18 protein-coding genes and 1 pseudogene are annotated in these 21,095 nt (G+C 61.0%); 8 read left to right on the forward strand and 11 right to left on the reverse strand.

What is annotated here, in order from left to right:
• Positions 1-229 precede the first annotated feature (229 nt).
• Positions 230-1,108, reverse strand: a complete 879-nt coding sequence (gene yghU, locus ACTG4B_RS13670; protein ID WP_439156260.1) for a glutathione-dependent disulfide-bond oxidoreductase — start codon at positions 1,106-1,108, stop codon at positions 230-232.
• Between the two features lie 208 nt (positions 1,109-1,316).
• Between yghU and ACTG4B_RS13675 the strand changes: the two genes are divergently transcribed.
• Positions 1,317-2,426: a LysM peptidoglycan-binding domain-containing protein gene (locus tag ACTG4B_RS13675; protein WP_439156261.1), complete on the forward strand. Its 1,110-nt coding sequence runs from the start codon at positions 1,317-1,319 to the stop codon at positions 2,424-2,426.
• 74 nt (positions 2,427-2,500) lie between these two features.
• On the opposite strand, the gene ACTG4B_RS13680 is transcribed toward ACTG4B_RS13675, so the two are convergent.
• Both ACTG4B_RS13680 and ACTG4B_RS13685 read right to left on the reverse strand, forming a co-directional pair.
• Positions 2,501-3,133 carry a response regulator transcription factor gene (locus ACTG4B_RS13680; RefSeq protein WP_439156262.1) on the reverse strand — a complete coding sequence of 211 codons (633 nt, stop codon included), beginning with the start codon at positions 3,131-3,133 and terminating at the stop codon, positions 2,501-2,503.
• A complete protein-coding gene (locus tag ACTG4B_RS13685; RefSeq protein ID WP_439156263.1) occupies positions 3,130-4,569 on the reverse strand; it encodes a cache domain-containing protein in 1,440 nt (479 codons plus the stop codon). Before ACTG4B_RS13685 ends, ACTG4B_RS13680 begins: the two co-directional genes overlap by 4 nt.
• A 217-nt stretch (positions 4,570-4,786) precedes the next feature.
• Here ACTG4B_RS13685 and ACTG4B_RS13690 point away from each other — a divergent pair, with 217 nt between their 5' ends.
• From ACTG4B_RS13690 to ACTG4B_RS13700, 3 genes are all read left to right on the forward strand, one after another.
• Complete coding sequence (locus ACTG4B_RS13690) at positions 4,787-5,869, forward strand: TRAP transporter substrate-binding protein (protein ID WP_439156264.1); 1,083 nt, start codon at positions 4,787-4,789, stop codon at positions 5,867-5,869.
• A gap of 107 nt (positions 5,870-5,976) precedes the next feature.
• The gene (locus ACTG4B_RS13695) at positions 5,977-6,924 is read left to right on the forward strand and encodes a TRAP transporter small permease subunit (RefSeq protein WP_439156265.1); all 948 of its coding nucleotides are present in this window, start codon (positions 5,977-5,979) and stop codon (positions 6,922-6,924) included.
• Positions 6,925-6,942: 18 nt separating this feature from the next.
• Positions 6,943-9,300, forward strand: coding sequence for a TRAP transporter large permease (locus tag ACTG4B_RS13700; RefSeq protein WP_439156266.1), 2,358 nt, complete (start codon positions 6,943-6,945; stop codon positions 9,298-9,300).
• 73 nt (positions 9,301-9,373) lie between these two features.
• Here ACTG4B_RS13700 and ACTG4B_RS13705 read toward each other — a convergent pair whose 3' ends face one another.
• Together ACTG4B_RS13705 and ACTG4B_RS13710 are read right to left on the reverse strand one after the other, a co-directional pair.
• On the reverse strand, positions 9,374-10,180 hold the full coding sequence (locus ACTG4B_RS13705) for an arginyltransferase (RefSeq protein WP_439156267.1): 807 nt from the start codon (positions 10,178-10,180) through the stop codon (positions 9,374-9,376).
• Positions 10,181-10,305: 125 nt separating this feature from the next.
• Complete coding sequence (locus ACTG4B_RS13710) at positions 10,306-10,731, reverse strand: DUF2852 domain-containing protein (protein WP_439156268.1); 426 nt, start codon at positions 10,729-10,731, stop codon at positions 10,306-10,308.
• A gap of 258 nt (positions 10,732-10,989) precedes the next feature.
• Here ACTG4B_RS13710 and ACTG4B_RS13715 point away from each other — a divergent pair, with 258 nt between their 5' ends.
• The gene (locus tag ACTG4B_RS13715) at positions 10,990-13,749 is read left to right on the forward strand and encodes a glutamine-synthetase adenylyltransferase (protein ID WP_439156269.1); all 2,760 of its coding nucleotides are present in this window, start codon (positions 10,990-10,992) and stop codon (positions 13,747-13,749) included.
• Positions 13,746-14,018 carry a hypothetical protein gene (locus tag ACTG4B_RS13720; RefSeq protein WP_439156270.1) on the forward strand — a complete coding sequence of 91 codons (273 nt, stop codon included), beginning with the start codon at positions 13,746-13,748 and terminating at the stop codon, positions 14,016-14,018. The genes ACTG4B_RS13715 and ACTG4B_RS13720 overlap by 4 nt, the downstream gene beginning before the upstream one ends.
• Here the strand turns inward: ACTG4B_RS13720 and eda are convergent.
• Positions 14,008-14,649, reverse strand: a complete 642-nt coding sequence (eda, locus tag ACTG4B_RS13725; RefSeq protein ID WP_439156271.1) for a bifunctional 4-hydroxy-2-oxoglutarate aldolase/2-dehydro-3-deoxy-phosphogluconate aldolase — start codon at positions 14,647-14,649, stop codon at positions 14,008-14,010. The two genes, ACTG4B_RS13720 and eda, sit on opposite strands and share 11 nt — an antisense overlap.
• An 82-nt stretch (positions 14,650-14,731) precedes the next feature.
• Positions 14,732-16,537: a phosphogluconate dehydratase gene (edd, locus tag ACTG4B_RS13730; protein WP_439156272.1), complete on the reverse strand. Its 1,806-nt coding sequence runs from the start codon at positions 16,535-16,537 to the stop codon at positions 14,732-14,734.
• Positions 16,538-16,651: 114 nt separating this feature from the next.
• Between edd and ACTG4B_RS13735 the strand changes: the two genes are divergently transcribed.
• Both ACTG4B_RS13735 and ACTG4B_RS13740 read left to right on the forward strand, forming a co-directional pair.
• Complete coding sequence (locus tag ACTG4B_RS13735; RefSeq protein WP_439156273.1) at positions 16,652-17,860, forward strand: RSP_2647 family RNA methyltransferase; 1,209 nt, start codon at positions 16,652-16,654, stop codon at positions 17,858-17,860.
• On the forward strand, positions 17,857-18,408 hold the full coding sequence (locus ACTG4B_RS13740) for an RSP_2648 family PIN domain-containing protein (protein WP_439156274.1): 552 nt from the start codon (positions 17,857-17,859) through the stop codon (positions 18,406-18,408). Before ACTG4B_RS13735 ends, ACTG4B_RS13740 begins: the two co-directional genes overlap by 4 nt.
• A 7-nt stretch (positions 18,409-18,415) precedes the next feature.
• On the opposite strand, the gene ACTG4B_RS13745 is transcribed toward ACTG4B_RS13740, so the two are convergent.
• From ACTG4B_RS13745 to ACTG4B_RS13760, 4 genes and pseudogenes are all read right to left on the reverse strand, one after another.
• A complete protein-coding gene (locus ACTG4B_RS13745; protein ID WP_439156275.1) occupies positions 18,416-19,102 on the reverse strand; it encodes a M48 family metallopeptidase in 687 nt (228 codons plus the stop codon).
• Positions 19,103-19,172: 70 nt separating this feature from the next.
• Entirely contained in the window at positions 19,173-20,360 is a 1,188-nt protein-coding gene (locus tag ACTG4B_RS13750) for a vWA domain-containing protein (protein ID WP_439156276.1), read from the reverse strand.
• Between the two features lie 4 nt (positions 20,361-20,364).
• A complete protein-coding gene (locus tag ACTG4B_RS13755) occupies positions 20,365-20,535 on the reverse strand; it encodes a hypothetical protein (protein WP_439156277.1) in 171 nt (56 codons plus the stop codon).
• A gap of 13 nt (positions 20,536-20,548) precedes the next feature.
• A pseudogene (locus ACTG4B_RS13760) lies at positions 20,549-21,095 on the reverse strand (DUF2927 domain-containing protein); the annotation flags it as partial.

The raw sequence follows: 21,095 nt of genomic DNA on the forward strand, positions 1-21,095 counted from the left end.
GATCGGAGGCGCATGGGATCGTGATGGTCAACCCTGTCAAAGGCCCATGCGCGCATTTCCTACAAGTAGTACGACATGATCCATAGAAAGCGTCCCGTTGTCGCACAGCCTTCTAAGCACAGCAAACCACCCCGTCAACCGCCTTGCGTGGATAAAATGTCGCAAGGCGGCGGGAAAACGCAATTTTGTTTCCTGGCTGCGGGGCGGATTGAAACCCAGCTTTGGTTTCTTACGTGCTCTTCGGCCCGATCTTGTCTTGTGTCATCGTGTCGAAATCGATGGCGTCGTGGCGTTCGTGCAGTTGCGTTTCCTGCGCGCCAAAGGTGCGGTTGACCATCTTGCCACGCTGGAACGCCGGACGCGCATAGATTTCATCGGCCCAGCGGTTGACGTGGGTATAGCTGGCCGCATCCAGAAATTCGGCCGCGCCGTAAACCAGCCCCTTGACCAGCGCACCATACCATGGCGCGGTCGCCATGTCGGCGATAGTATAGCTGTCACCGGCCAGAAAACGCCGGTCGGCCAGGTTGCGGTCCAGCACATCAAGCTGGCGCTTGGCCTCCATCGTGAAACGGTTGATGGGGTATTCCATTTTTGTCGGTGCATAGGCGTAGAAATGGCCAAAACCGCCGCCCAGATAGGGCGCGCTGCCTTGCAGCCAGAACAGCCAGTTCAGCGTTTCGGTGCGCCCGGCGTGATCAGCCGGCAGGAAAGCCCCGAATTTTTCGGCAAGATACAACAGGATCGCCCCGCTTTCGAACACGCGGACCGGTGTGTCGCCCGAATGATCGACCATCGCGGGGATCTTGGAGTTGGGGTTGATGTCCACGAAACCGCTGCCGAACTGGTCACCGTCCTGAATGCGGATCAGCCATGCGTCGTATTCGGCGTCCGTATGTCCCGCGGCAAGCAGTTCTTCCAGCATGACGGTGACCTTGACGCCGTTGGGCGTGGCCAGCGAATAGAGTTGCAGCGGGTGTTTGCCAACGGGCAGGGGTTTGTCATGCGTCGGCCCGGCGATGGGGCGATTGATGCTGGCAAACTGGCCGCCGCTCTCGCTGTCCCATGTCCAGACACGTGGCGGTGTATAGCTGTCGCGATCGGTCATGATATTTCCACGGTTTGTTTCGGTCTTGTGACCTGCCACTTAGCCTTCCGGCCACGAGGCTTCAACCGGGGGCAACTTTCCAGATGTTTTCTTGAAAGAATTATGAAATTTGGCTGTTTCCTTGTTGCGGTGGCTATTTCGTCAACATTTCGCCGTTTTCTCTTTGATAGTGGCACCAATGGAAACCAGAACATGGAATGGATCACTCATGAAAAATACGCGAATTGCCCGTAAATGCATCGCTGGAACGACATCGGGCGCTTTTGGAATGGCGGCCTTGGTTGCTGCCTCGGCAGGTTTCGGCACGTTTTCCGCAACCCCGGTCGCAGCGCAATCGCTTTGTTCCACTTACACCGTCGCGTCCGGTGACACGCTTAGCCAGATCGCGTCTCGTGCGGACGTGGCCGGGGGCTTTCAGTTTCTTTTCAATGCGAACACCAATATTTTGTCCAATCCCAACCTGCTGGAAGTAGGTCAGGTCCTGAAAATTCCTTGTGCTGACGGGTCGCTGCCCGGCGCAACCGTGGCAAGTGCCGCACCCGCAGCGGCAGCACCCGTTACCAAGGCCGTCGCCAAGCCCGCCAGCTTTGTCACGGCAAGCGGCTATGCGCCGTTTACCGACGAAAGCCTTCCGGGCGGCGGGATGATCACGCAGATGGTCGGGCGTGCGATGGAAATCGGCAACCCTGATCAGGATTATCGGATTGTCTTTGTGAATGACTGGGGGTCGCACCTGACCGAATTGTTGCCCAGCGGCGCGTTTGACATGACGTTCCCGTGGTTCCTGCCGGATTGCTCCAGGGTCGACATCCTGTCAAAGCCGAACGCGGACCGGTGCAACCTGTTCGACGCATCCGACGCGTTCTACGAAGCAGGCGTCAGCTATTACACCATGAAAGACAGCCCCTACGCGGCAGTGACGGAATACAGCAATCTTGCTGGCGCGACCCTGTGCCGTCCGGACGGCTGGTTCACCTTCGATCTGGAAGGTGAAGGCCTGGTCGAGCCAACGATCAATCTGGTGTTCGGCACTTCCGAGGAAGCATGCTGGGAACGGATGATCGCAGGCGAAGTCGATGTCGTGACCTATGATACGCTGCCCGCCGAAGAGGATTACCGCACGCTTGGCATCGTTGACCAGATCACCGAACTGGATGCGCTTGCCTCGACTGTGACGCTGCATGTGTTCACGCCCAAGGACAACCCCAACGGGCGTGCCTATCTGGACATCGTGAATGCGGGTCTGGAAGAATTGCGCCTGTCAGGTGAATGGTTCCAGATCGTGCGCAGCCAGATCCAGGAAACCGTTGAAAACTAAGCAAGGCTTTGCGTTGTTGACGTGAACGCCCGCTGTTGAAAGACAGCGGGCGTTTTCATTGCCGTGAACCGGCACTACTTTCCCGTCCCCTGCAACACGCCGTGTTCCATCGCATAGCGCGTCAGCCCGGCGGTCGAGCTGATCCCGAGTTTGCGTTTGATATTGTTGCGGTGGGTTTCCACCGTCCGCACGCTGATGTTCAGCGTGGCGGCGACCTGTTTGTTGCTGTGGCCTTGTGCCAGTTCCAGCAGGATCGTCTGTTCGCGGCTGGTCAGCGGTTCACGGCCGTCGCTGATGCGCGGTTTCAGCGATCCCTTGGCCCCGGTGCACAGATATTCCTGATCCGCCATCACCCTGTCGATGGCGGTGCGGATTTCATCGGTCGGCACATCCTTGAGGATATACCCACGTGCGCCATGGCTGAGCGCGGTCGAGATATACTCGGGGCTGTCGTGCATCGACAGGATCAGAATGCGCGTGCAGGGCCGTTTTTCAAGAATCATTTCCGTCGCGGCAAGGCCTGTCAGGCCGGGCATGTTCAGGTCCAGCAGGACGACATCGGGGGACAGGTCATTGATCTGGTCCACGGCATCCTGCCCGTTGTTCAGCGTGCCGACCACGCAGATGTCGTCATAGGTTTCAAGGATCGCCTGAATACCTTCGGTGACCATCGGGTGGTCGTCCACGATCAGAATACGGATGGTCATGCGGGTTCCTTGGTGTCGGGGGTCTTGCCGGTGGATTGCGGGTTCAACAGATGCGTCAGCGGCACCTGTGCCTCGATCACCGTGCCGTTTCGGGATGATATGATGCGCAGGGTGCCGCCCAGTTGTTCGACACGTTCCTGCATGTTGCGCAGGCCCAGCCCGTCGCCTTGTGCGCTGGCGGGGTGCGGCCATGCCATGCCGTGACCGTTATCGGCGATCCGCAGCATCCCGCCCTTGCGGTTCCCCTTGAGCGAGATGTCAACATGGGTGGCGCCCGCGTGGCGTTCGATATTTGTCAGCGCTTCCTGGGCGATGCGGTAAAGCGCAATGCGGGATTCCTGATCCAGCCGGTTGCGAAAGACGACGGTTTCAAAGTCGGTGGTGATCCCGGTGCGCGCGCTGAATTCATCGGTCAGTGCCTGCAAGGCCGGGCCAAGCCCCAGATCGTCCAGCACACCGGGGCGCAGATCGCGGCTGATGCGGCGGACCTCATGGATGGCGCGCCCCAGACCATCGATTCCCTTGCTCAGGCTGTCGCCCGCCGCAGGATCGCCCGCCAGCCGCCGGCGCGCCAGTTCCAGCGCATAGCGCACCCCCACCAGCATCTGGCTGATCCCGTCGTGCAGTTCGCGTGCCACACGGCTGCGTTCCTCTTCCTGCGCATCGATGATCCGCTGGGCCAGTTCCTTGAGCTTGGCATCCGCAAGGCGCCGCTGGCGCAGGTTCAGCGCCATCCCGGTAATGAAAACGCCGATCACCGCGGTCACGGCAATCACCACGATATAGATGGATGTGCGCCTGATCCGGGCTTCGACCTCTTTTCTGGCGACTGCGACATTGTCCAGCACGTCATCGATAAAGACGCCGGTGCCGATGGCCCAACGCCAGTCCTGCAACCCGTTGACATAGACGATCATCCGTTCGGTGACGCCGGTCGAAGGCTTGGGCCAGTCAAAACTGTGATACCCCCCGCCGGAACGGGCGATGCGGATCAGCGCGTCGGTAATGGCAATGCCGTTGCGGTCCTCCAGTCCGGTCCAGTTGCGCCCGATCAGATAGGTCTGGCGCGGCGCCACCAGGGCGTTTCCGTCATAATCAAAGACAAAGAAATACCCATCCTGCCCGTAAAGAATGGCCGACAACTCGCGGGTCACGGCCAGCTTGGCTGCGGCGTCATCAGGGGCGGCGCGCCCGTAAAGGTTCACGAAACTGGTCCGCGCGATTGACAAATAGTTTTTCAGTTCTTCGCGCTTGGCCTGGATCAGCTGGTTTTCCAGCGCCACGATTTCACGTTCGGCCAACTGGCGCGATTGCGCAGTGACTACAAGGAAAATCAGGAAAACAGCCACCGCAAGCGGCAGTGTGGCCAAAAGGAATACCTTTTGCCCGTAGCTGATGGAAAATCTGTCGCGCAGGCGCGCTGAAAGGCCGGTCATCCTGTCAGCGTTACGCCGGAATGCGGTGCTGATCAAACGGCTTTGGTTGCCGGCATCGGGATCGCCGCCGTCAAGAATGAATTATTTCAAGAAATCTCCTGGTCTAAGCAGTAATGCGTATTTACCTCCGGGCTGCTCTGTTTAGTGTTGCGCTACGCATCTGTGCGGTGCCTGCCGGCCCCGCGCAAAAAAGACGTCTTTACCGGGAGGAAACCAAATGGACCGTCGTTCTTTTCTGAAAAACTCCGCGCTGGGTGGCAGTGCAGCCGTCGCAACCGCGCTGGCTGCACCTGCCTATGCGCAGGGCAACCGCACGCTGACACTTGTCACCACATGGGGCCGGGGTCTGGCCGGTGTGCATGATGCCGCACAGCGCGCCGCCGATACGATCACCGCGATGACCGACGGTGCCTTGACCATTGATCTGAAAGCCGCAGGCGAACTGGTCGGCGCGTTCGAAGTGTTCGACGCGGTCACATCCGGGCAAGCCGATATGTATCACGGCGCCGACTATTATTTCGTCGGCCAGCATCCCGGCTATGCCTATTTCACTTCGGTGCCATTCGGTATGACCGCGCAGGAACTGAATAACTGGTATTACCATGGCGAAGGTCAGGCGCTGCATGATGAACTTGGTTCGATATTCGGGCTGAAATCCTTCCTTGCCGGGAACACGGGCGCGCAGTCGGGCGGCTGGTTCAGCAAGGAGATCACCGGCCCCGAGGATTTCCAAGGCTTGAAATTCCGGATGCCCGGTCTGGGCGGTGAAGCGCTTGGCAAGATGGGCGCATCGGTGCAGAACCTGCCCGGCGCAGAGGTGTATCAGGCGCTGGCGTCCGGTGCGATCGACGGCACCGAATGGATCGGCCCCTGGGCGGACGAAAAGGCCGGTTTCCAGGAAATCACCAAGTTCTACTACACCGCCGGCATGCACGAACCGGGCGCTGGTCTGTCGCTTGCGACCAACCTTGACGTGTGGGAGAGCCTGTCACCGCTGCACCAGAAAATCATCGAGATCGCATCGGGTGAAGCAAACCAGTGGAACCTTGCGCAGTTCATGAACAACAACGGTGCCGCCTTGCAGCGTCTGCAGGCCGGTGGTGTGAAGGTTCTGGAATTCCCTGACACGGTCTGGGATGCAATGGGCGTGGCCGCGAAGGAAACGCTTGATCAATATGCGGGCGATGAATTGTACGACCGGATCCGCGCGTCGCATGATACGTCGCTTCGGGCGTCGTCCGGCTGGATCCAGCAATCCGAAGGCGTTTATCGCACGCAGCGTGATCGCGTGATGGGCTAACCCCAATCGGTAGATTTCTGGCAGGGGGCCGTGCAATCGCACGGGCCCCTGTCGCACAGGCGCTGGCATGCGCCTGACGATGCGTATTCCACAATGGGGGGAGTGTCATGGGCTTGGTCGAAGCATGGGGCGGAAATGCGATAGGTTGGTTCTTTGCCAACCTGATCGAGGCATTCTACAACCTTGGTTATGCGATCCTGCATCCGGGCGAATGGCTGGCATGGCTTCCTTTTATCAATGCACCCATACCGGATTTGACGGTCAAGGAATCGCTGATGCGGTTCATCTATTACGGTGCGTCGGTCGAGTTTTTCTTTGTCGTTCTTGCCATCTTCCTTGTCGTCAGCATTATCGGATTCATCAGCAACCGCTTCATGTGGGGCTGCGTGCGGGTGCTGGAAGGCATGGCGAACGCCATCGGCCGGTTTTTCGCATGGGCGGGCCTGCTGATGGTGATGCAACAGATCCTCATCATCTTCATGCAGCGGGTCTTTGCCGTCTCCGAGATCAGCATGGGTTTTGGCGTGTCCTTCAGCAAGGATGTCAGCTGGTGGTCAGAAGAACTCAAGCTTTATAACGCGATGATCGTCTGTCTTTGCGTGACTTACACGTTTGTGCAGGGCGGGCACGTGCGGGTCGATCTGGTCTATTCCGCCGTCAGCTATCGCACCAAACGGCTGATCGATATGGTCGGGTCACTGGTGTTCATGGTGCCTGCGGCGATCCTGACATGGCTTTATGGCTGGTTTTTCCTGTGGCGGCATCTGGTGGTGCCGAACCCGTCTGCATCTGACAGCCTTGACCGGCTGATCACAAAGGCGCGCGCACTGCGGTGGAATATCGAAACGATCGGCTTTTCGCCCAACGGGTTCAACGCCTATTTCCTGTTCAAGCTGTTGCTGGTGACATTCACCGCTTTGGTCATGTTGCAGGCAGTCGCGTTCTTCTACCGCTCTTTTCTGGAGTTCAAGGAAGGCCCCGACAGTGAAGGCAAATATCTAGACAAGGACCCTCTTGGCGATGCAACCGCCGAGAAGGTCGCAGAAATCCACTAAATTCAGGGCGGTACACTAATGCTTTTCGGACTTGATGGCATCGAAATTGGCCTGATTATCGTGTTTCTGACCCTGTTCGGGGCAATCCTGTCGGGTTTTCCGGTCGCCTTTGCGATCAGCGGCGCGGCGGTTATTTCATTCGGGATCATCGCGGCGCTGGACAGCTCGGGCTACCTCATCCACATGGCGGTCGATACCGGTTCGGCCGAATATCGGGCGTTGTTGGATCAGGGGGTTCGGCCCGATGCGGTTTCGGTTTTCCGATATCCGGAATTGCCACGATACGGTGACGCGCTGTTCCCGCAAGGCTGGGAAGTCGCGCTTGATCGCAACGTCAGCTTTGTCGTCAACCGGATGAATGAACGCGTATTGGCGGGCCAATCGATCGAAACCCTGCTTGCTGTGCTGATGTTCGTGATGATGGGCATCGTGCTGGAACGGTCGCGCATTGCCGATGAATTGCTGACAACGATGGCCAAGGTATTCGGTCCGCTGCCCGGCGGCCTTGCCGTGTCCATCGTGATCGTCGGCGCGTTTCTGGCCGCGTCAACAGGGATCGTGGGGGCCACGGTGGTGACGATGGGCCTTTTGGCGCTGCCCACGATGCTGAAGAACGGCTATTCGCCGGAACTGTCCACCGGGGTGATCGCGGCGTCGGGCACCTTGGGGCAGATCATTCCGCCCTCTATCGTGATCGTCCTGTTGGGCACGCTGGCAGGTGATCTGTATTCCGCCGCACAGGAAGACCGCGCGCAGCTTGCGGGCTGTTCGGATGCGCTCACCTATCTGGGGGAACCGGCCGTCGTGTCTGTCGGCACGCTGTTTCAGGCGGCGCTGTTGCCGGGGATCATGCTGGCGGTGCTATATGCCGGCTATGCCTTTGGGTTTGCGCTGTTGAACCCCAGCAAGGCGCCTGCCGTGATGATGGGCGACGACAACCCGCGCCGCCGCGCCGCACCGCCGGGCACCGGGCTGACCTGGTTTCTGGGGGCACCGGTTGCGATGCTCGGGGTGGTCGTGGGTCTGGGGCAGGTGGGTGTCATCGGCAGCCAATCGGTGATCGTGGACAGCTTTACCGACGCAGGCCAGACGGCATCACTGCGCACCGGCGTCAGCGAGGAATGCCAACAATCCATGATCGACCTGCACGGGCAGGACGCATGGGATCAAGCCATCGCCGAACAACAAGCGATCGAGGCGGCGGGCGGTGTCGAAGCCGCCCGCGCCCTGTCTGACGAAGAACGTGCCGCCCGTGTGATCGAACGGGTCGCAGAGGCGCCTTCGATCGGCACCGGGATTGCGATTACCGCGCTGTTGATGGGGCTGATGCTGGCCATCGCGCGCGGCGTTGCACCATTTGCAAACCCCGCCCCGATGTTGATCGGAGCCGCGGGCGTCGTTCTGTTGCTGTTGGTGGATATCGCCCTGATCGGGCCGCTGACCACGCCGGGAATCACGACCTTGCTGATCCTCGTTCCGCTGGGGGTGGCCTATCTGGGCCTGCGCAAGGCGGCCGGGTATCTGGCAGGCAACGAAATTCTGCGCGTGGTGTTTCCGCCTCTGGTGCTGATCGTGGCGGTGCTTGGGTCGATCCTTGGCGGGATCACGAACCCGACGCCGGCGGCGGCACTTGGGGCTGGCGGGGCGATCCTGCTTGCGACCTATCGCAAGTTGCAGGATCAGGGCCGGTCCGGGCGCATGGTGATCCTGACGGCGTTTGCCATTGTCCTGATGCTGATCATCGGCGTGAACTTTGACATGCGCCTCGGCCGCGAGGTCGTGCTGCTGGAAAACCGGATCGCCTATCTGGTGGCATTCGGCTGTTTCCTGTTTGCGATGTTCGGTTTCCTGTGGTCCTGCGGGGTGCTGTTTCTGGGCGGCGTGTTGACGCCGGTGGTGCGCGAAACCGCCAAGGTCACGTCAATGGTGTTCACCATCCTGATCGGGTCGCAGCTGCTGAACCTTGTGCTGATCTCTTTCGGCGGTGAACACTATATCCAACAGTTCCTGCGATCCTTCGACAACGAGCTGACGGTGTTCCTGCTGGTGATGCTGGTGCTGTTCATCCTCGGTTTCGTGCTGGATTTCCTTGAGATCATCTACATCGTCATCCCGATCGTGGGGCCGGTGATCTATGGCGGGTCTTTCGACCCCAAGTGGGTGACGATCATGATCGCGGTGAACCTGCAAACGTCTTTCCTGACGCCGCCCTTCGGCTTTGCGCTGTTCTACCTGCGCGGGGTGGCACCCAAGGAAATCACGACGGGCCAGATTTATCGCGGGGTGTTGCCGTTCATCGCCATTCAGGTGGCGGCTTTGTTGCTGCTGTGGATGGTGCCGGGGGTTGTCACGATCGTGCCGAACCTGCTGAACTGATCCAGCGACATCAAAAAGGGGGCCGCAACATCAGGTTGGCCCCCTTTTGTTTGCCGCGGCCGTGGGGGGCGTGTCAGCTACGCCCGTCTGGCAGGTTGATCCGGGCCACCTGTTCGGCAATCGGATCGGTCAAGAGCGGGTGCAGATCGTCATCATAGTCGGCAGGATCGACCACCTTGCTCCACCCGCCCTCTCGGTAGACTTCCAGCCCTTTGAAATTCGCCTTGTATCCCATCTTGGGGCTGCCGGGCACCCAATAGCCCAGATAGACATAGGGCAGGCCGAGATCGCGGGCGATCCGGATGTGATCAAGGATCAGATAGGTGCCCAGCGACAGCTTTTCCTGTTCGGGATCGAAAAACGAATAGACCATCGACAGCCCGTCATCGAGAATATCTGTCAGGCAGGCGGCGATCAGGTCGGTCTGAAAGGTATATTCGATCAGCCGCGACCGGATCGGTGTTTCCTCGACCATGGCAGCGAATTCGAACATATCCATATCGGCCATGCCGCCGGTCGCGTGCCGCCCGTCAAGGTATTTGCGAAACAGCGCATATTGATCTTCGGTCGCCCAAGATGATGTTGCGCGTCTGACCAGATGGCTGGCCCGTTTGGACACCCGTTTCTGGCTACGGTTCGGGGCAAAGTCGGCGACATTGATCCGCGCTGACATGCAGGCTGCACATTCCGCACATGATGGCCGGTACAGCACATTCTGTGACCGGCGAAACCCCTGTTTCGAAAGGGCATCGTTCAATTTTGTCGCGGTGTCACCCTGTAGCGCGGTGAACAGCTTTCTTTCCATCCGCCCGTCCAGATACGGACAGGGCTGGGGGGCTGTCACATAAAATTGCGGTGCAATGGGCAACGTATGTCGCATGGCGGACGATCCATATGGTTTCGGAAATCTTAACAACCGATTCCGCTTGCGCCAAGCCCCTGACGTGATGCGTCGTTAATGTCGCATCAGGTGGCCGTTGGACCACCTGATAACTCTGCGGCAGATCAGGCCGGGGTGCGGTCTGTCGTATCATCATTCCGGCCCGTCTTATTGGCGCGTTCATCCATGAACTGATCAAATTCCGACTTGTCCTTGGCATCGCGCAGGCGCTTCAGGAAGGCTTCGAAATTTTCCTGCTCTTCCTGCAGGCGGCGCAGGGTTTCCTGTTTATAGGCGTCAAAGGCGCTGTTGCCCGAGGGTTGGCCCACACGGGCGGCGCGGGTCATGCGGCGGCAGGAAGAATTGAACATGCGTTTACTCCAGATCATATAGGCAAGAAGGGCAAGGCCGATGGGCCAGAAGGCGATGAAACCCAGCACCATGGCGATGATCCATGCGGGTTTGCCGCGGGCATCCAGCCAGTTTTCGGCGCGGGCAAAAAAACCCGGTCTGTGGTCATGGTCAAAAGATGTCTCGGTGGCGGTGTTCATTTCGGCGTCTCCTGTTTGATGTGGCGTGATGTGAATACCTTTCACATGAGGGCATATCGGAATGATTTGCCGCGTCGTCAAGGGGCGATGTAAATAATATTAACATTTTTTGCAGGATGATCGGCAGCCCCGCATTTCCGGTGTTTCACGATGCAAATGGCAAACGCGCCCCGGCTCATGAAGAACATGTTGTTTTTTCGCGGTGCTGATGGGTGGGTTGCGATTGACCAGCCTGGCCTGCGGGATCACTGTATGTCCATGACATTCGCCTCCCGTATCACCCGTTGTCCGACACCGTTCGACCCCGCGCGGGGCGACGATGCCCTGTTGCATATGCCTGAATTGGCGCGCGATGTCGCACTGCTGATCAAGGGCACAGCGGGGTGCAGCCCCTATCTGGCGGGGCTGATCGCACATGAATGCAGCTGGTTGGCCAGGGCGCTGGATGATCCCGAGAACGCGGTGAAGCAGCTATTGGCGGCATTGCCGGATATCGCGCTGGATCAACTGAGCACAGAATTACGCATCGCAAAACGCCGGATTGCGCTGATGACCGCAGTTTGTGATCTTGGCGGGGTCTGGCCGCTGGAACAGGTCACGCAGGTGCTGACGGATTTCGCCGATGCCGCCGTGCAGGCGTGCCTGTCCCGTCTGGTCGCGGCCGAGGTCGCGCGCGGCAAGCTGCCGGCGGGCGATGATCCCGCGTGTGCAGGTGGGATGGTGGCACTGGCGATGGGCAAGATGGGGGCGGGGGAATTGAACTATTCCTCGGATATCGACCTGATCTGCCTGTTCGATGAAACCCGTTTCGACCCTGATGATTACCACGATGTCCGGCAGGCGTTCATCCGCGTCACGCGCAAGATGACCGCCATCATGTCCGAGGTAAAAGACGGCGGTTACGTCTTTCGCACCGACCTGCGGCTGCGCCCCGATGCATCGGTCACGCCGGTGTGCCTGTCGATGGAAGCGGCCGAACGGTACTACGAAAGCGTCGGGCGCACATGGGAACGCGCGGCCTACATCAAGGCGCGCGCCTGCGCGGGTGACATCGCTGCAGGACAGCGGTTTCTGGACACGCTGCGCCCGTTCGTCTGGCGCAAACATCTGGATTTTGCCGCCATTCAGGATGCCCACGACATGCGCTTGAAAATCCGCGACCATCGCGGGTTGCACGGGCCGCTGGTGCTGGAAGGGCACAACATGAAACTGGGGCGCGGCGGTATCCGCGAGATTGAATTTTTCACCCAGACCCGCCAGTTGATCGCGGGTGGCCGCGACCCGTCGTTACGGGTGCGCACCACGCGCGACGGGTTGTTGCGGCTCGCGGGTGCCGACTGGTTGCCGCAGGACACGGCGGATACGCTTTATGACCACTACCGCTTTCACCGGACGGTGGAACATCGTTTGCAGATGATCAACGACGCGCAAACCCATGAATTGCCCGCGGATACCGCCGGTTTCGACAGGCTTGCCGCCTTTATGGGCACCGATGCTGACAGCCTGCGCCATGAACTGACCGAACGGTTGGAGGCTGTGCACGACCTGATCGAAGGTTTCTTTGCCCCCGAACCTGCTACACCGGTTACCAGCGATTGGGGGGCCGAGATTACCGCCCGCTGGCCGACATATCCCGCGCTGCGATCCAGTCGCGGCAGCGAGATTTTCAACCGCCTGGCCCCCGAGATCATTTCACGCCTGCAAGAGGCCGCCAAACCCGACGAGGCATTGGCCCAGTTCGACCGGTTTCTGGCGGGGTTGCCCGCGGGGGTGCAGCTGTTTTCCCTGTTCGAGGCGAATCCGCAACTGACACAGTTGATCGTCGATATCGCCGCCACGGCACCTGCGCTGGCGCAATATCTGTCGCGCAACGCAGGCGTATTCGACGCGGTGATCGGTGGCGCGTTCTTTAGCGATTGGCCGGGGGTGTCGGGCCTGACTGCGGAACTGGCCAAGGTGCTGGGCGGGGCGGGTGACTATGAAAGCCAATTGATCGCCGCGCGCCGCTGGGCAAAGGAATGGCATTTCCGCGTCGGGGTGCACCACCTGCGCGGGCTGATCGACGCTGACACCAGCGGTGCGCAATATGCCGACCTCGCACAGGCGGTCATCCGGGCGCTTTGGCCGGTGATTGTCGCGGAATTTGCCCGCAAACACGGCGACCTACCGGGGCAGGGCGCGATTGTCGTCGGCATGGGGTCGCTTGGGTCGGCGCGATTGAATGCCGCCTCTGATCTGGATCTGATCGTGATCTATGACGCAAAAGGGGTCGAAACATCGGACGGGCGCCGCCCGCTGGCAACCCGCACCTATTATGCACGGCTGACGCAGGCGCTGGTCACGGCGTTAAGCGCACAGATGGCCGAAGGGCGGCTTTACGAGGTGGACATGCGCTTGCGCCCGTCGGGCCGGCAGGGGCCGGTGGCCACATCATTTTCAGCCTTTCGCGATTATCAGATGAACGACGCCTGGACATGGGAACATCTGGCGATGACCCGCGCGCGGGTGATGGTGGGGCCTGATTCCCTAGCGGAAGATTTCGAGGTGTTCCGGCAGGCCTTGGTGCGCAAGAAAGGGCAGGGTGCCGGCGTGCTGTCTGATGTGGCCGATATGCGCGCCCGGATTGCCGATGCAAAGGCCCCGCAAGGGGCGTGGGACGCCAAGATCGGGCCCGGGCGTCTGCAGGATATCGAATTGTTCGCGCAGGCCGCCGTGCTGCTGGCAGGGGGGGATGCGCGCGATGTGACAGGGCAATTGGCGGCCGGTGTCGCGGATGGCTGGTTGGATGCCGCTGACGCACAGGCAGTTTCGGCGGCGGCGGGGCTTTTCTGGCACTTGCAGGCGGCCGCACGGTTGTTGACGGGGGGGCCGGTAGACCCGGATGCCTTTGGCGAAGGCGGACGGCGGTTCTTGCTGCGCGAAACAGGATTCGAAACGATGGATGATCTTGCGGTGGACATGGGCCGGATGGCTGTAGCGGCGGATCGTGTGATCAGTCGCAAACTGGCCGCAACATGAGGGCGCGGGATCCCGATGACCCCAAGGGGCTGATCCGCGAGGCCTATCGCATCGAGGGCATCACCGCGGGTGAATGCCGGTCGATCTTTCTGGATTGGGCGATGGGCCTGTCGGACCCGGAACAGGCGCGCCCGGTCATCAGGGCGTTGTTGGAAAGATACGCACAGGGGGCCGCGGATCACCCGATGACGCAGACCCTGCGCGCAGGGCTGGACGATGCCGGGCCTGCGCGCCGCCGGGGCGGGCGGGCCGGGCGGTTCAGCGACTAAGCGCTGCTGCCTCGGCCGCCAGTGCTGTGATGCCTGCCCAATCGCCGGCCAGCACCTTGTCCTTGGGCGCGACCCATGATCCACCGACGCAAAGCGTGTTGGACAGCGACAGATAATCGGCGGCGTTTTTCAGGCTGACCCCGCCGGTGGGGCAGAATTTGATCTGCGGCAACGGTGCGCCGATCGCCTTGAGCGCGGGTGCGCCGCCATTCGCCTCGGCGGGGAAGAATTTCATGACGGTATAGCCGCGTTCCAGCAGGCGCATTGCCTCGGTCGCGGTGGAAATGCCCGGTAGCAGCGGCAGGTCGTTCGCCTCGCAGGCGTCCAGCAACCGGTCCGTTGCCCCCGGTGAGACGCCGAATGTCGCACCAGCGGCCTTGGCGTTTTCGACATCCTTGGGCGTCAGCAGGGTGCCGGCACCGACAACGCCGCCGGGCACGGCGGCCATTTCGCGGATCGCGTCCAGTGCCGCAGGCGTGCGCAGGGTGACTTCAAGAGCGGGCAAGCCGCCTGCGACCAGCGCGCGGGCCAGATCGGCCGCATGGGCGGCGTCGTCGATCACCAGCACCGGGATGACGGGTGCGAGGTTGCAAACCTGCGCTGCGGCGGCGGATGCCTCTTGCGGGGTCATGGTATGTTCCTTTTGTTGCGGAAACGTGATTTTTCGCAAAAAATCACGGCCTTCGGCGAGAGTATTTGTGGCAAGATGATGATCAGACGACGACACCCGCGCCTTCGCTGGCGCGGCCGACATTGGCGCGGAAGGCTGCGAACAATTCGCGCCCGACGCCGCTGCCATTGCCGGACAGGTCCGCGCTGGCAGGGGTGCGTGTGGACAGATCGACATTCTTGATTTCGATGATGCCCTGTGTCGCATCCAGCCGGATGATGTCACCATCCTGCACGCGCGCGATGGGGCCATCGTCGGCGGCTTCGGGGCTGACATGGATCGCCGATGGTACCTTGCCTGAGGCGCCGGACATCCGCCCATCGGTCACCAGTGCGACCTTCAACCCGCGGTCCTGTAGCACCGACAGGGTTGGTGTCAGGCTGTGCAATTCGGGCATGCCGTTGGATTTCGGCCCCTGAAAACGCACGACGATGATTGTATCTTCGGTAAATTCACCGGCCTTGAACGCGTCTTTGACGGCTTCCTGGGTGTGGAACACGCGGGCGGGGGCCTCGACGATGTGGCGTTCTTGGGCCACGGCAGAGGTTTTGATCACACCGCGTCCCAGATTGCCCGAAAGCTGCGTCAGCCCGCCATGGGAATGGAATGGGTCACTGACCGGGCGCAGGATCTTTTCGTTCAGCGACGTGCCCGCGCCAGGGGCGTATGTGATCCGCCCGTCTGTCAACTTGGGTTCTTGTGTATAAAGTTCCAGACCGTCCCCGGCGATGGTTTTCGTATCGGGGTGCAGCAGGCCCGCGTTCAGCAAGTCGCCGATCATGAACCCAAGACCGCCTGCCGCATGGAAATGGTTCACGTCGGCCAGCCCGTTGGGATAGACCTTGGCCATCAGGGGCGTCACTTCGGACAGGTCGCTGAAATCCTGCAAGTCGAGGATAATGCCTGCGGCGCGTGCCATTGCGGGCAGGTGGATCACAAGGTTGGTGGACCCGCCGGTGGCCATCAGCCCGACCAGCCCGTTCACAAAGGCTTTCTCATCCAGCACATCACAGACGGGCGTATAGTCATTGCCCAATGCGGTGATCGCCAATGCGCGTTCGGTGGCCGCCGTTGTCAGGGCGTCGCGCAGCGGTGTGCCGGGGTTGACGAATGACGCGCCGGGCATGTGCAGCCCCATGAATTCCATCAGCATCTGGTTGCTGTTTGCCGTGCCATAGAACGTGCAGGTGCCCGGCCCGTGATAGCTGGCCATTTCGGCCGCCATCAGTGCATCGCGGCCGATTTCGCCATTGGCGAACTGCTGGCGGACGCGGGCCTTTTCATCGTTCGGCAGGCCGGATGTCATCGGGCCTGCGGGCATGAACACGCCGGGAATATAGCCGAATGTGGCGGCGGCCATCACCAGCCCCGGCACGATCTTGTCGCAGACGCCCAGATAGGCGGCGGCATCATAAGTGTTGTGGGACAGACCGACGGCAGCGGCCAGCGCGATCACGTCGCGCGAAAACAGCGACAGTTCCATGCCGGTCTGGCCTTGGGTCACGCCATCGCACATGGCGGGCACGCCACCGGCGACCTGTGCGGTGCCCCCCGCGGCACGCGCGGCGGCGCGGATCTGGTCGGGGAAGTATTCAAACGGCTGATGCGCCGACAGCATGTCGTTATAGGCGGTGATGATGCCAAGGTTTGGGCTGGGCCCTGTGGCGAGCGCATCCTTGTCATCGCCCATGGCGGCATAGGCGTGGGCCTGGTTGCCGCAGGTCAGATGCGCGCGGCGTGGTCCCTCGGCGGCGGCACGGGCCATCGTGTCCATATATGTGCGGCGCGGCCCTTCAGAGCGCGCCTTGATCCGGTCGGTGACGGCTGCGATTGTTGGGTGAAGCGGCATGGCGTCCTCGTGTTCTGATTTCGGACACATCATAGCAGGTGCCGTTAGCGCTAACAAGGGCGTCAGGCGCTGTCAGCCCTTTCAACGGTCAAATTTCGCGGATAGAGGGCTGATATGGAAAACACATCCCCCACCCCCGATCTGCCGACCGTCCGTCTGATCCCCAAGGCCGAGGCCCGCGCGATCCGACATGGTTTCCCTTGGGTCTATGCCAACGAACTGGTGACCGACAGGCGCACCCGTAACCTGACACCCGGCACGCTGGCCCGGCTGGAGGATGCAGGCCGTCAGGCCATGGGTGTCGTGACAGTCAACCCGGGCTCCAAGATCATTTGCCGGATGCTGGACCAGAATCCCGATGCGGTGATTGACCAGGCGTGGTTCGTCGCGAAATTTCAACGCGCGCTGGCGCATCGCGCGCGTCTTTATGATGCGCCGTTCTATCGCCTGATCCACGCCGAGGCCGACGGGCTGCCGGGTGTCATCGTTGACCGTTTTGGCGATGTGGCCGTGGTCCAGCCCAATGCGGCATGGGCCGATATGCTGATTGAACCGCTGGTCGCCGCGCTGGTCGATGTCACGGGCGTGACCACCGTGATCATGAACGGCACAGGCCGTGCGCGCACGTTGGAAGGGCTGGAAGAACGCACTGATGTGTTGACCGGCAACGCACCCGCTGGCCCGATCCCGGTGCCGATGAACGGCGCGGTTTACATGGCCGATGTCATGGGCGGGCAGAAAACCGGTTTGTTTTTTGACCAGCGGCCCAACCATGCCTTTGCCGCCGGCCTGTCGCGCGGTGCGCGTGTGCTGGATATGTTTTCGCATGTGGGCGGCTTTGGCCTTGCTGCATTGGCGGGCGGTGCTGCATCGGTGCTGGCGGTTGACGGGTCTGCCCCGGCGCTGGATCTGGCCGGGCAGGGGGCGGATGCGATGGGTGTCGCCGATCGGTTCGAGACCCGCAAGGGCGATGCGTTTGACGTGCTGACCGCATTGGCAGACGAAGGCGCGCAATTCGACGTCATCATCTGCGACCCGCCCGCATTCGCGCCCTCGCGCAATGCGCTCGAGGCCGGTTTGCGCGCCTATGAACGCATCGCGCGTCTGGCCGCACCGCTGGTGGCGGATGGCGGTTATCTTGGCTTGTGTTCGTGTTCGCATGCGGCGGATCTGGCGAAATTCCGAAATGCGTCGGCTCGGGGTATTGGCCGGGCCGGGCGGCGCGGCCAGATCATCCACACCGGTTTTGCCGGGCCGGACCATCCGCTAATGCCGCATCTGGCCGAAAGTGGCTATCTGAAGGCCGTGTTCTTTCGCCTATGAGGGTGATGATCGACGCCTGCGTGCTGTATCCGACTGTCATGCGCGAGGTGGTGCTGGGCGTTGCCGCGCAGGGGCTGTTCGATGCGCGGTGGTCGCCGCGTATATTGGAAGAATGGGCGCGGGCGACCATCAAGCTGGGTGCAGAACAAGAGGTGCTGGCGCGTGGCGAGATCGCAACGCTGGAGGCGCGATTTCCGACGGCTTCCGTGCGCTATGATGCGGGCATCGAAAAACACTTCTGGCTGCCGGATCCAGCGGATATTCACGTGTTGGCCGCTGCGGTGGCGGGGTCTTGCGACATGATCCTGACGCTGAACGCCAAGGATTTTCCCCGCAATATTCTGGCCGAAGAAGGCTTGGAACGCCGCGACCCCGATGCATTTCTGCGTGATCTTCATGCACAGTGGCCCGATCAGGTCGGTGCCGTGGCCAATGCGGTGCTGGCCGAGGCGCGGCGGTTGTCCGGCGACAACTGGAACATGCGCGGGCTGATGAAAAAAGCGCGTCTGCCGCGGCTGGGCAAGGCGCTGGAGGCGGCGCAAGGTTAGCGCGCGCCTAGCCCGTCTGCCATTTCGCCTCGTTCGCTTCGATCGCGGCGATGCGTTGCGGGGTTTTAGGGTGGCTTAACATCCACGCCGGTGTGCCGCGTCCGGCGCCGCCTGTCAGTTTTTCCAGCTTGTGAAACAGCGATTTTTGCCCCGCCGTGCCGATGCCCGCCTTGACCAGCAGGGCCGATGCATAGGCGTCGGCCTCGAATTCGTCCTTGCGCGAAAGCCCTGCCGCAAGCAGTGTCATCAGCCCCGATGCGATCAGCGGGCCGATGCCGGGCAGAAAGCGGTTCAGCACCATGGCAAGGGCTGTGCGCACGGCGTTCTGGCCGGAAAAATCAATCATCCGGCGGCGCGAATGGCCCAGGGCCACGTGGCCCAGTTCATGCGCGATCACGCTGGCCATTTCCTCGGCGCTGACGACGCCCTGACGGTATTTGTTGAAAAACCCGCGCGTGATGAAAATACGCCCGTCGGGCGCGGCCAGACCGTTGATCGGGTCGATTTCATAGATATGCACCTTGATCCGGTCGATATCCAGCGCGCGCGCCATCTGGTCGGTCATCACCTTGAGGATCGGGTCGGCCAGTTCGGTCGACTTGGTGTCCAGTTCGCGCGAGGTGCGCCACACCGAAAAGCGATACATCGCCAATCCGTACAGCAGCGCCAGAATGATCGGGGTCAATTTCAACATGCCTTAGAATATGGGGCATATGCGGCTGTCCACAAGGGCCAGACCCCGGTGCAAACTGCCGCATCCCATATCAGCGCGCGATGGCGCGGATGCCACGGCTGATCCCGTCCAATGTCATGGGCACCATGCGGTCGGCACCGAAAATATCGCGGATCATGCCCACCGATTGGGTATAACGCCAATGGCGTTCGTCCAGCGGGTTGATCCACAGATGCGCGGGCCATTGGTCGCGTGCGCGTTCCAGCCAGACCTGGCCTGCCTCTGCGTTCCAGTGTTCGTTGGCCCCGCCGGCAAAGGCGATTTCATAGGGTGACATGCTGGCGTCACCCACAAAAATACATTTGTAATCAGACCCGTAGGTTCGCAGCACCTCCCACGTGGGGGTCTGGGCGTTCCAGCGGCGGCGATTGTCGCGCCATACGCCTTCGTAAAGGCAGTTGTGGAAATAGAAATGTTCGAAATGCTTGAATTCGGATTTCGCGGCGCTGAACAGTTCCTCTACCACTTTCACATGGCTGTCCATCGACCCGCCCACATCCAGAAACAACAGCACCTTGACCGCGTTGCGCCGTTCGGGCCGGGTTTGCACATCAAGATAGCCATGTTCGGCGGTCGCGCGGATCGTGCCGTTCAGGTCCAGTTCTTCGGCCGCGCCATCACGCGCCCAACGGCGCAGACGCTTCAACGCGACCTTGATGTTGCGCGTGCCCAGTTCAACGCCGTCGTCCAGATTGCGGAATTCGCGCTTGTCCCAGACCTTGACCGCGCGCTGGTGTCGGGATTTGTCCTGTCCGATGCGCACGCCTTCGGGGTTGTAGCCATAAGCGCCAAAAGGCGACGTTCCCGCCGTGCCGATCCATTTGCTGCCGCCCTGATGGCGGTCTTTCTGTTCCTCAAGCCGTTTCTTGAGCGTTTCCATCAGCGCATCAAACCCGCCAAGGGCGTCGATTTCGGCTTTTTCCTCGGCGCTCAGATGCTTTTCCGCCAGCTTTTTCAGCCAGTCTGCGGGTATATCGACGGCGTTCAGAACGGCCTCATCGGGGATTGCCTCTAGCCCTGAAAAGGTTGCGGCAAAGGCGCGGTCGAACTTGTCGAGATGGCGTTCGTCCTTGACCATGATGGTGCGGGCCAGGAAATAGAATGCCTTGACATCATAGGTGGCCAGCCCCGCCTTCATGCCTTCCAGAAACGACAGAAACTCGCGCAGCGAGACCGGAACACCGGATTTGCGCAGATTGTCGAAGAATGGCAGGAACATCCGATCAGACGTAGCTGCGTTCGATAAAGATCAGGATGAACAGGCCGATCACCGCGAACAAGATAGCAAAGGCCGCACCCCATTGCAGCATATCGGTCAGTTTGCCACCGCGCAGTCTGGCGCGGAACGCCCCAAGTATCGCGCCGATTATCAATCCGGAAAGCGGGTAGATCATGAGTTTTTTCGTCCTAGCTTGGCGGTTGTCGCGGTGGGAGTGAGGCGATTTCATTCAACCTGTCTATCACCTCTTCGCGGGTGCCGAACCCGTAACGTGCCCACCCCAGACTGTCCAGCCGCAGCGCCATGCCTGCGTCAGTCTGGCCTTTCAGATCCAGTGCTTCGGCCTGGAACATCATCAACAGCGACATCAACGCCGCATTCTGGTGGCGGCGGGCAACGGGAATTGCACCCTGTGTGATCGCCAGCGTCGCGTCGGCATCGCCTGAAATCAGGGTGAATGCGGCCAGTTGCACGGCCACATGCGCGGTATGGATGGCCGTCACAGGGTTTTGCCCATAGGCGCGCGCGGCACTGTTGAACGCCCCCAGCGCCAGCGTGGGATCATTACCCAGTTGCAAACGGCCGAACGCATAGCTGGCGAACCCTTCGCGCGGGCCGGTCCAGCCCAGGGTTTGCCCGATGGCAATCGCGCGGGCGGCGGCCTGCCTGCGCTGGCCGGCAGGGGCGCGGTCGGTCAGGGCGGTTTCCATCGCCGCGATCCACGCGCGCGACGTC

This window comes from Yoonia sp. (assembly GCF_965660735.1).
Taxonomy (GTDB): Bacteria; Pseudomonadota; Alphaproteobacteria; order Rhodobacterales; family Rhodobacteraceae; genus Yoonia.

Excerpts from the sequence above, each read along its gene's own strand:
- yghU (WP_439156260.1), bottom strand. The coding sequence starts at position 1,108 with ATGACCGATCGCGACAGCTATACACCGCCACGTGTCTGGACATGGGAC.
- ACTG4B_RS13675 (WP_439156261.1), top strand. The coding sequence starts at position 1,317 with ATGAAAAATACGCGAATTGCCCGTAAATGCATCGCTGGAACGACATCG.
- ACTG4B_RS13680 (WP_439156262.1), bottom strand. The coding sequence starts at position 3,133 with ATGACCATCCGTATTCTGATCGTGGACGACCACCCGATGGTCACCGAA.
- ACTG4B_RS13685 (WP_439156263.1), bottom strand. The coding sequence starts at position 4,569 with ATGACCGGCCTTTCAGCGCGCCTGCGCGACAGATTTTCCATCAGCTAC.
- ACTG4B_RS13690 (WP_439156264.1), top strand. The coding sequence starts at position 4,787 with ATGGACCGTCGTTCTTTTCTGAAAAACTCCGCGCTGGGTGGCAGTGCA.
- ACTG4B_RS13695 (WP_439156265.1), top strand. The coding sequence starts at position 5,977 with ATGGGCTTGGTCGAAGCATGGGGCGGAAATGCGATAGGTTGGTTCTTT.
- ACTG4B_RS13700 (WP_439156266.1), top strand. The coding sequence starts at position 6,943 with ATGCTTTTCGGACTTGATGGCATCGAAATTGGCCTGATTATCGTGTTT.
- ACTG4B_RS13705 (WP_439156267.1), bottom strand. The coding sequence starts at position 10,180 with ATGCGACATACGTTGCCCATTGCACCGCAATTTTATGTGACAGCCCCC.
- ACTG4B_RS13710 (WP_439156268.1), bottom strand. The coding sequence starts at position 10,731 with ATGAACACCGCCACCGAGACATCTTTTGACCATGACCACAGACCGGGT.
- ACTG4B_RS13715 (WP_439156269.1), top strand. The coding sequence starts at position 10,990 with ATGACATTCGCCTCCCGTATCACCCGTTGTCCGACACCGTTCGACCCC.
- ACTG4B_RS13720 (WP_439156270.1), top strand. The coding sequence starts at position 13,746 with ATGAGGGCGCGGGATCCCGATGACCCCAAGGGGCTGATCCGCGAGGCC.
- eda (WP_439156271.1), bottom strand. The coding sequence starts at position 14,649 with ATGACCCCGCAAGAGGCATCCGCCGCCGCAGCGCAGGTTTGCAACCTC.
- edd (WP_439156272.1), bottom strand. The coding sequence starts at position 16,537 with ATGCCGCTTCACCCAACAATCGCAGCCGTCACCGACCGGATCAAGGCG.
- ACTG4B_RS13735 (WP_439156273.1), top strand. The coding sequence starts at position 16,652 with ATGGAAAACACATCCCCCACCCCCGATCTGCCGACCGTCCGTCTGATC.
- ACTG4B_RS13740 (WP_439156274.1), top strand. The coding sequence starts at position 17,857 with ATGAGGGTGATGATCGACGCCTGCGTGCTGTATCCGACTGTCATGCGC.
- ACTG4B_RS13745 (WP_439156275.1), bottom strand. The coding sequence starts at position 19,102 with ATGTTGAAATTGACCCCGATCATTCTGGCGCTGCTGTACGGATTGGCG.
- ACTG4B_RS13750 (WP_439156276.1), bottom strand. The coding sequence starts at position 20,360 with ATGTTCCTGCCATTCTTCGACAATCTGCGCAAATCCGGTGTTCCGGTC.
- ACTG4B_RS13755 (WP_439156277.1), bottom strand. The coding sequence starts at position 20,535 with ATGATCTACCCGCTTTCCGGATTGATAATCGGCGCGATACTTGGGGCG.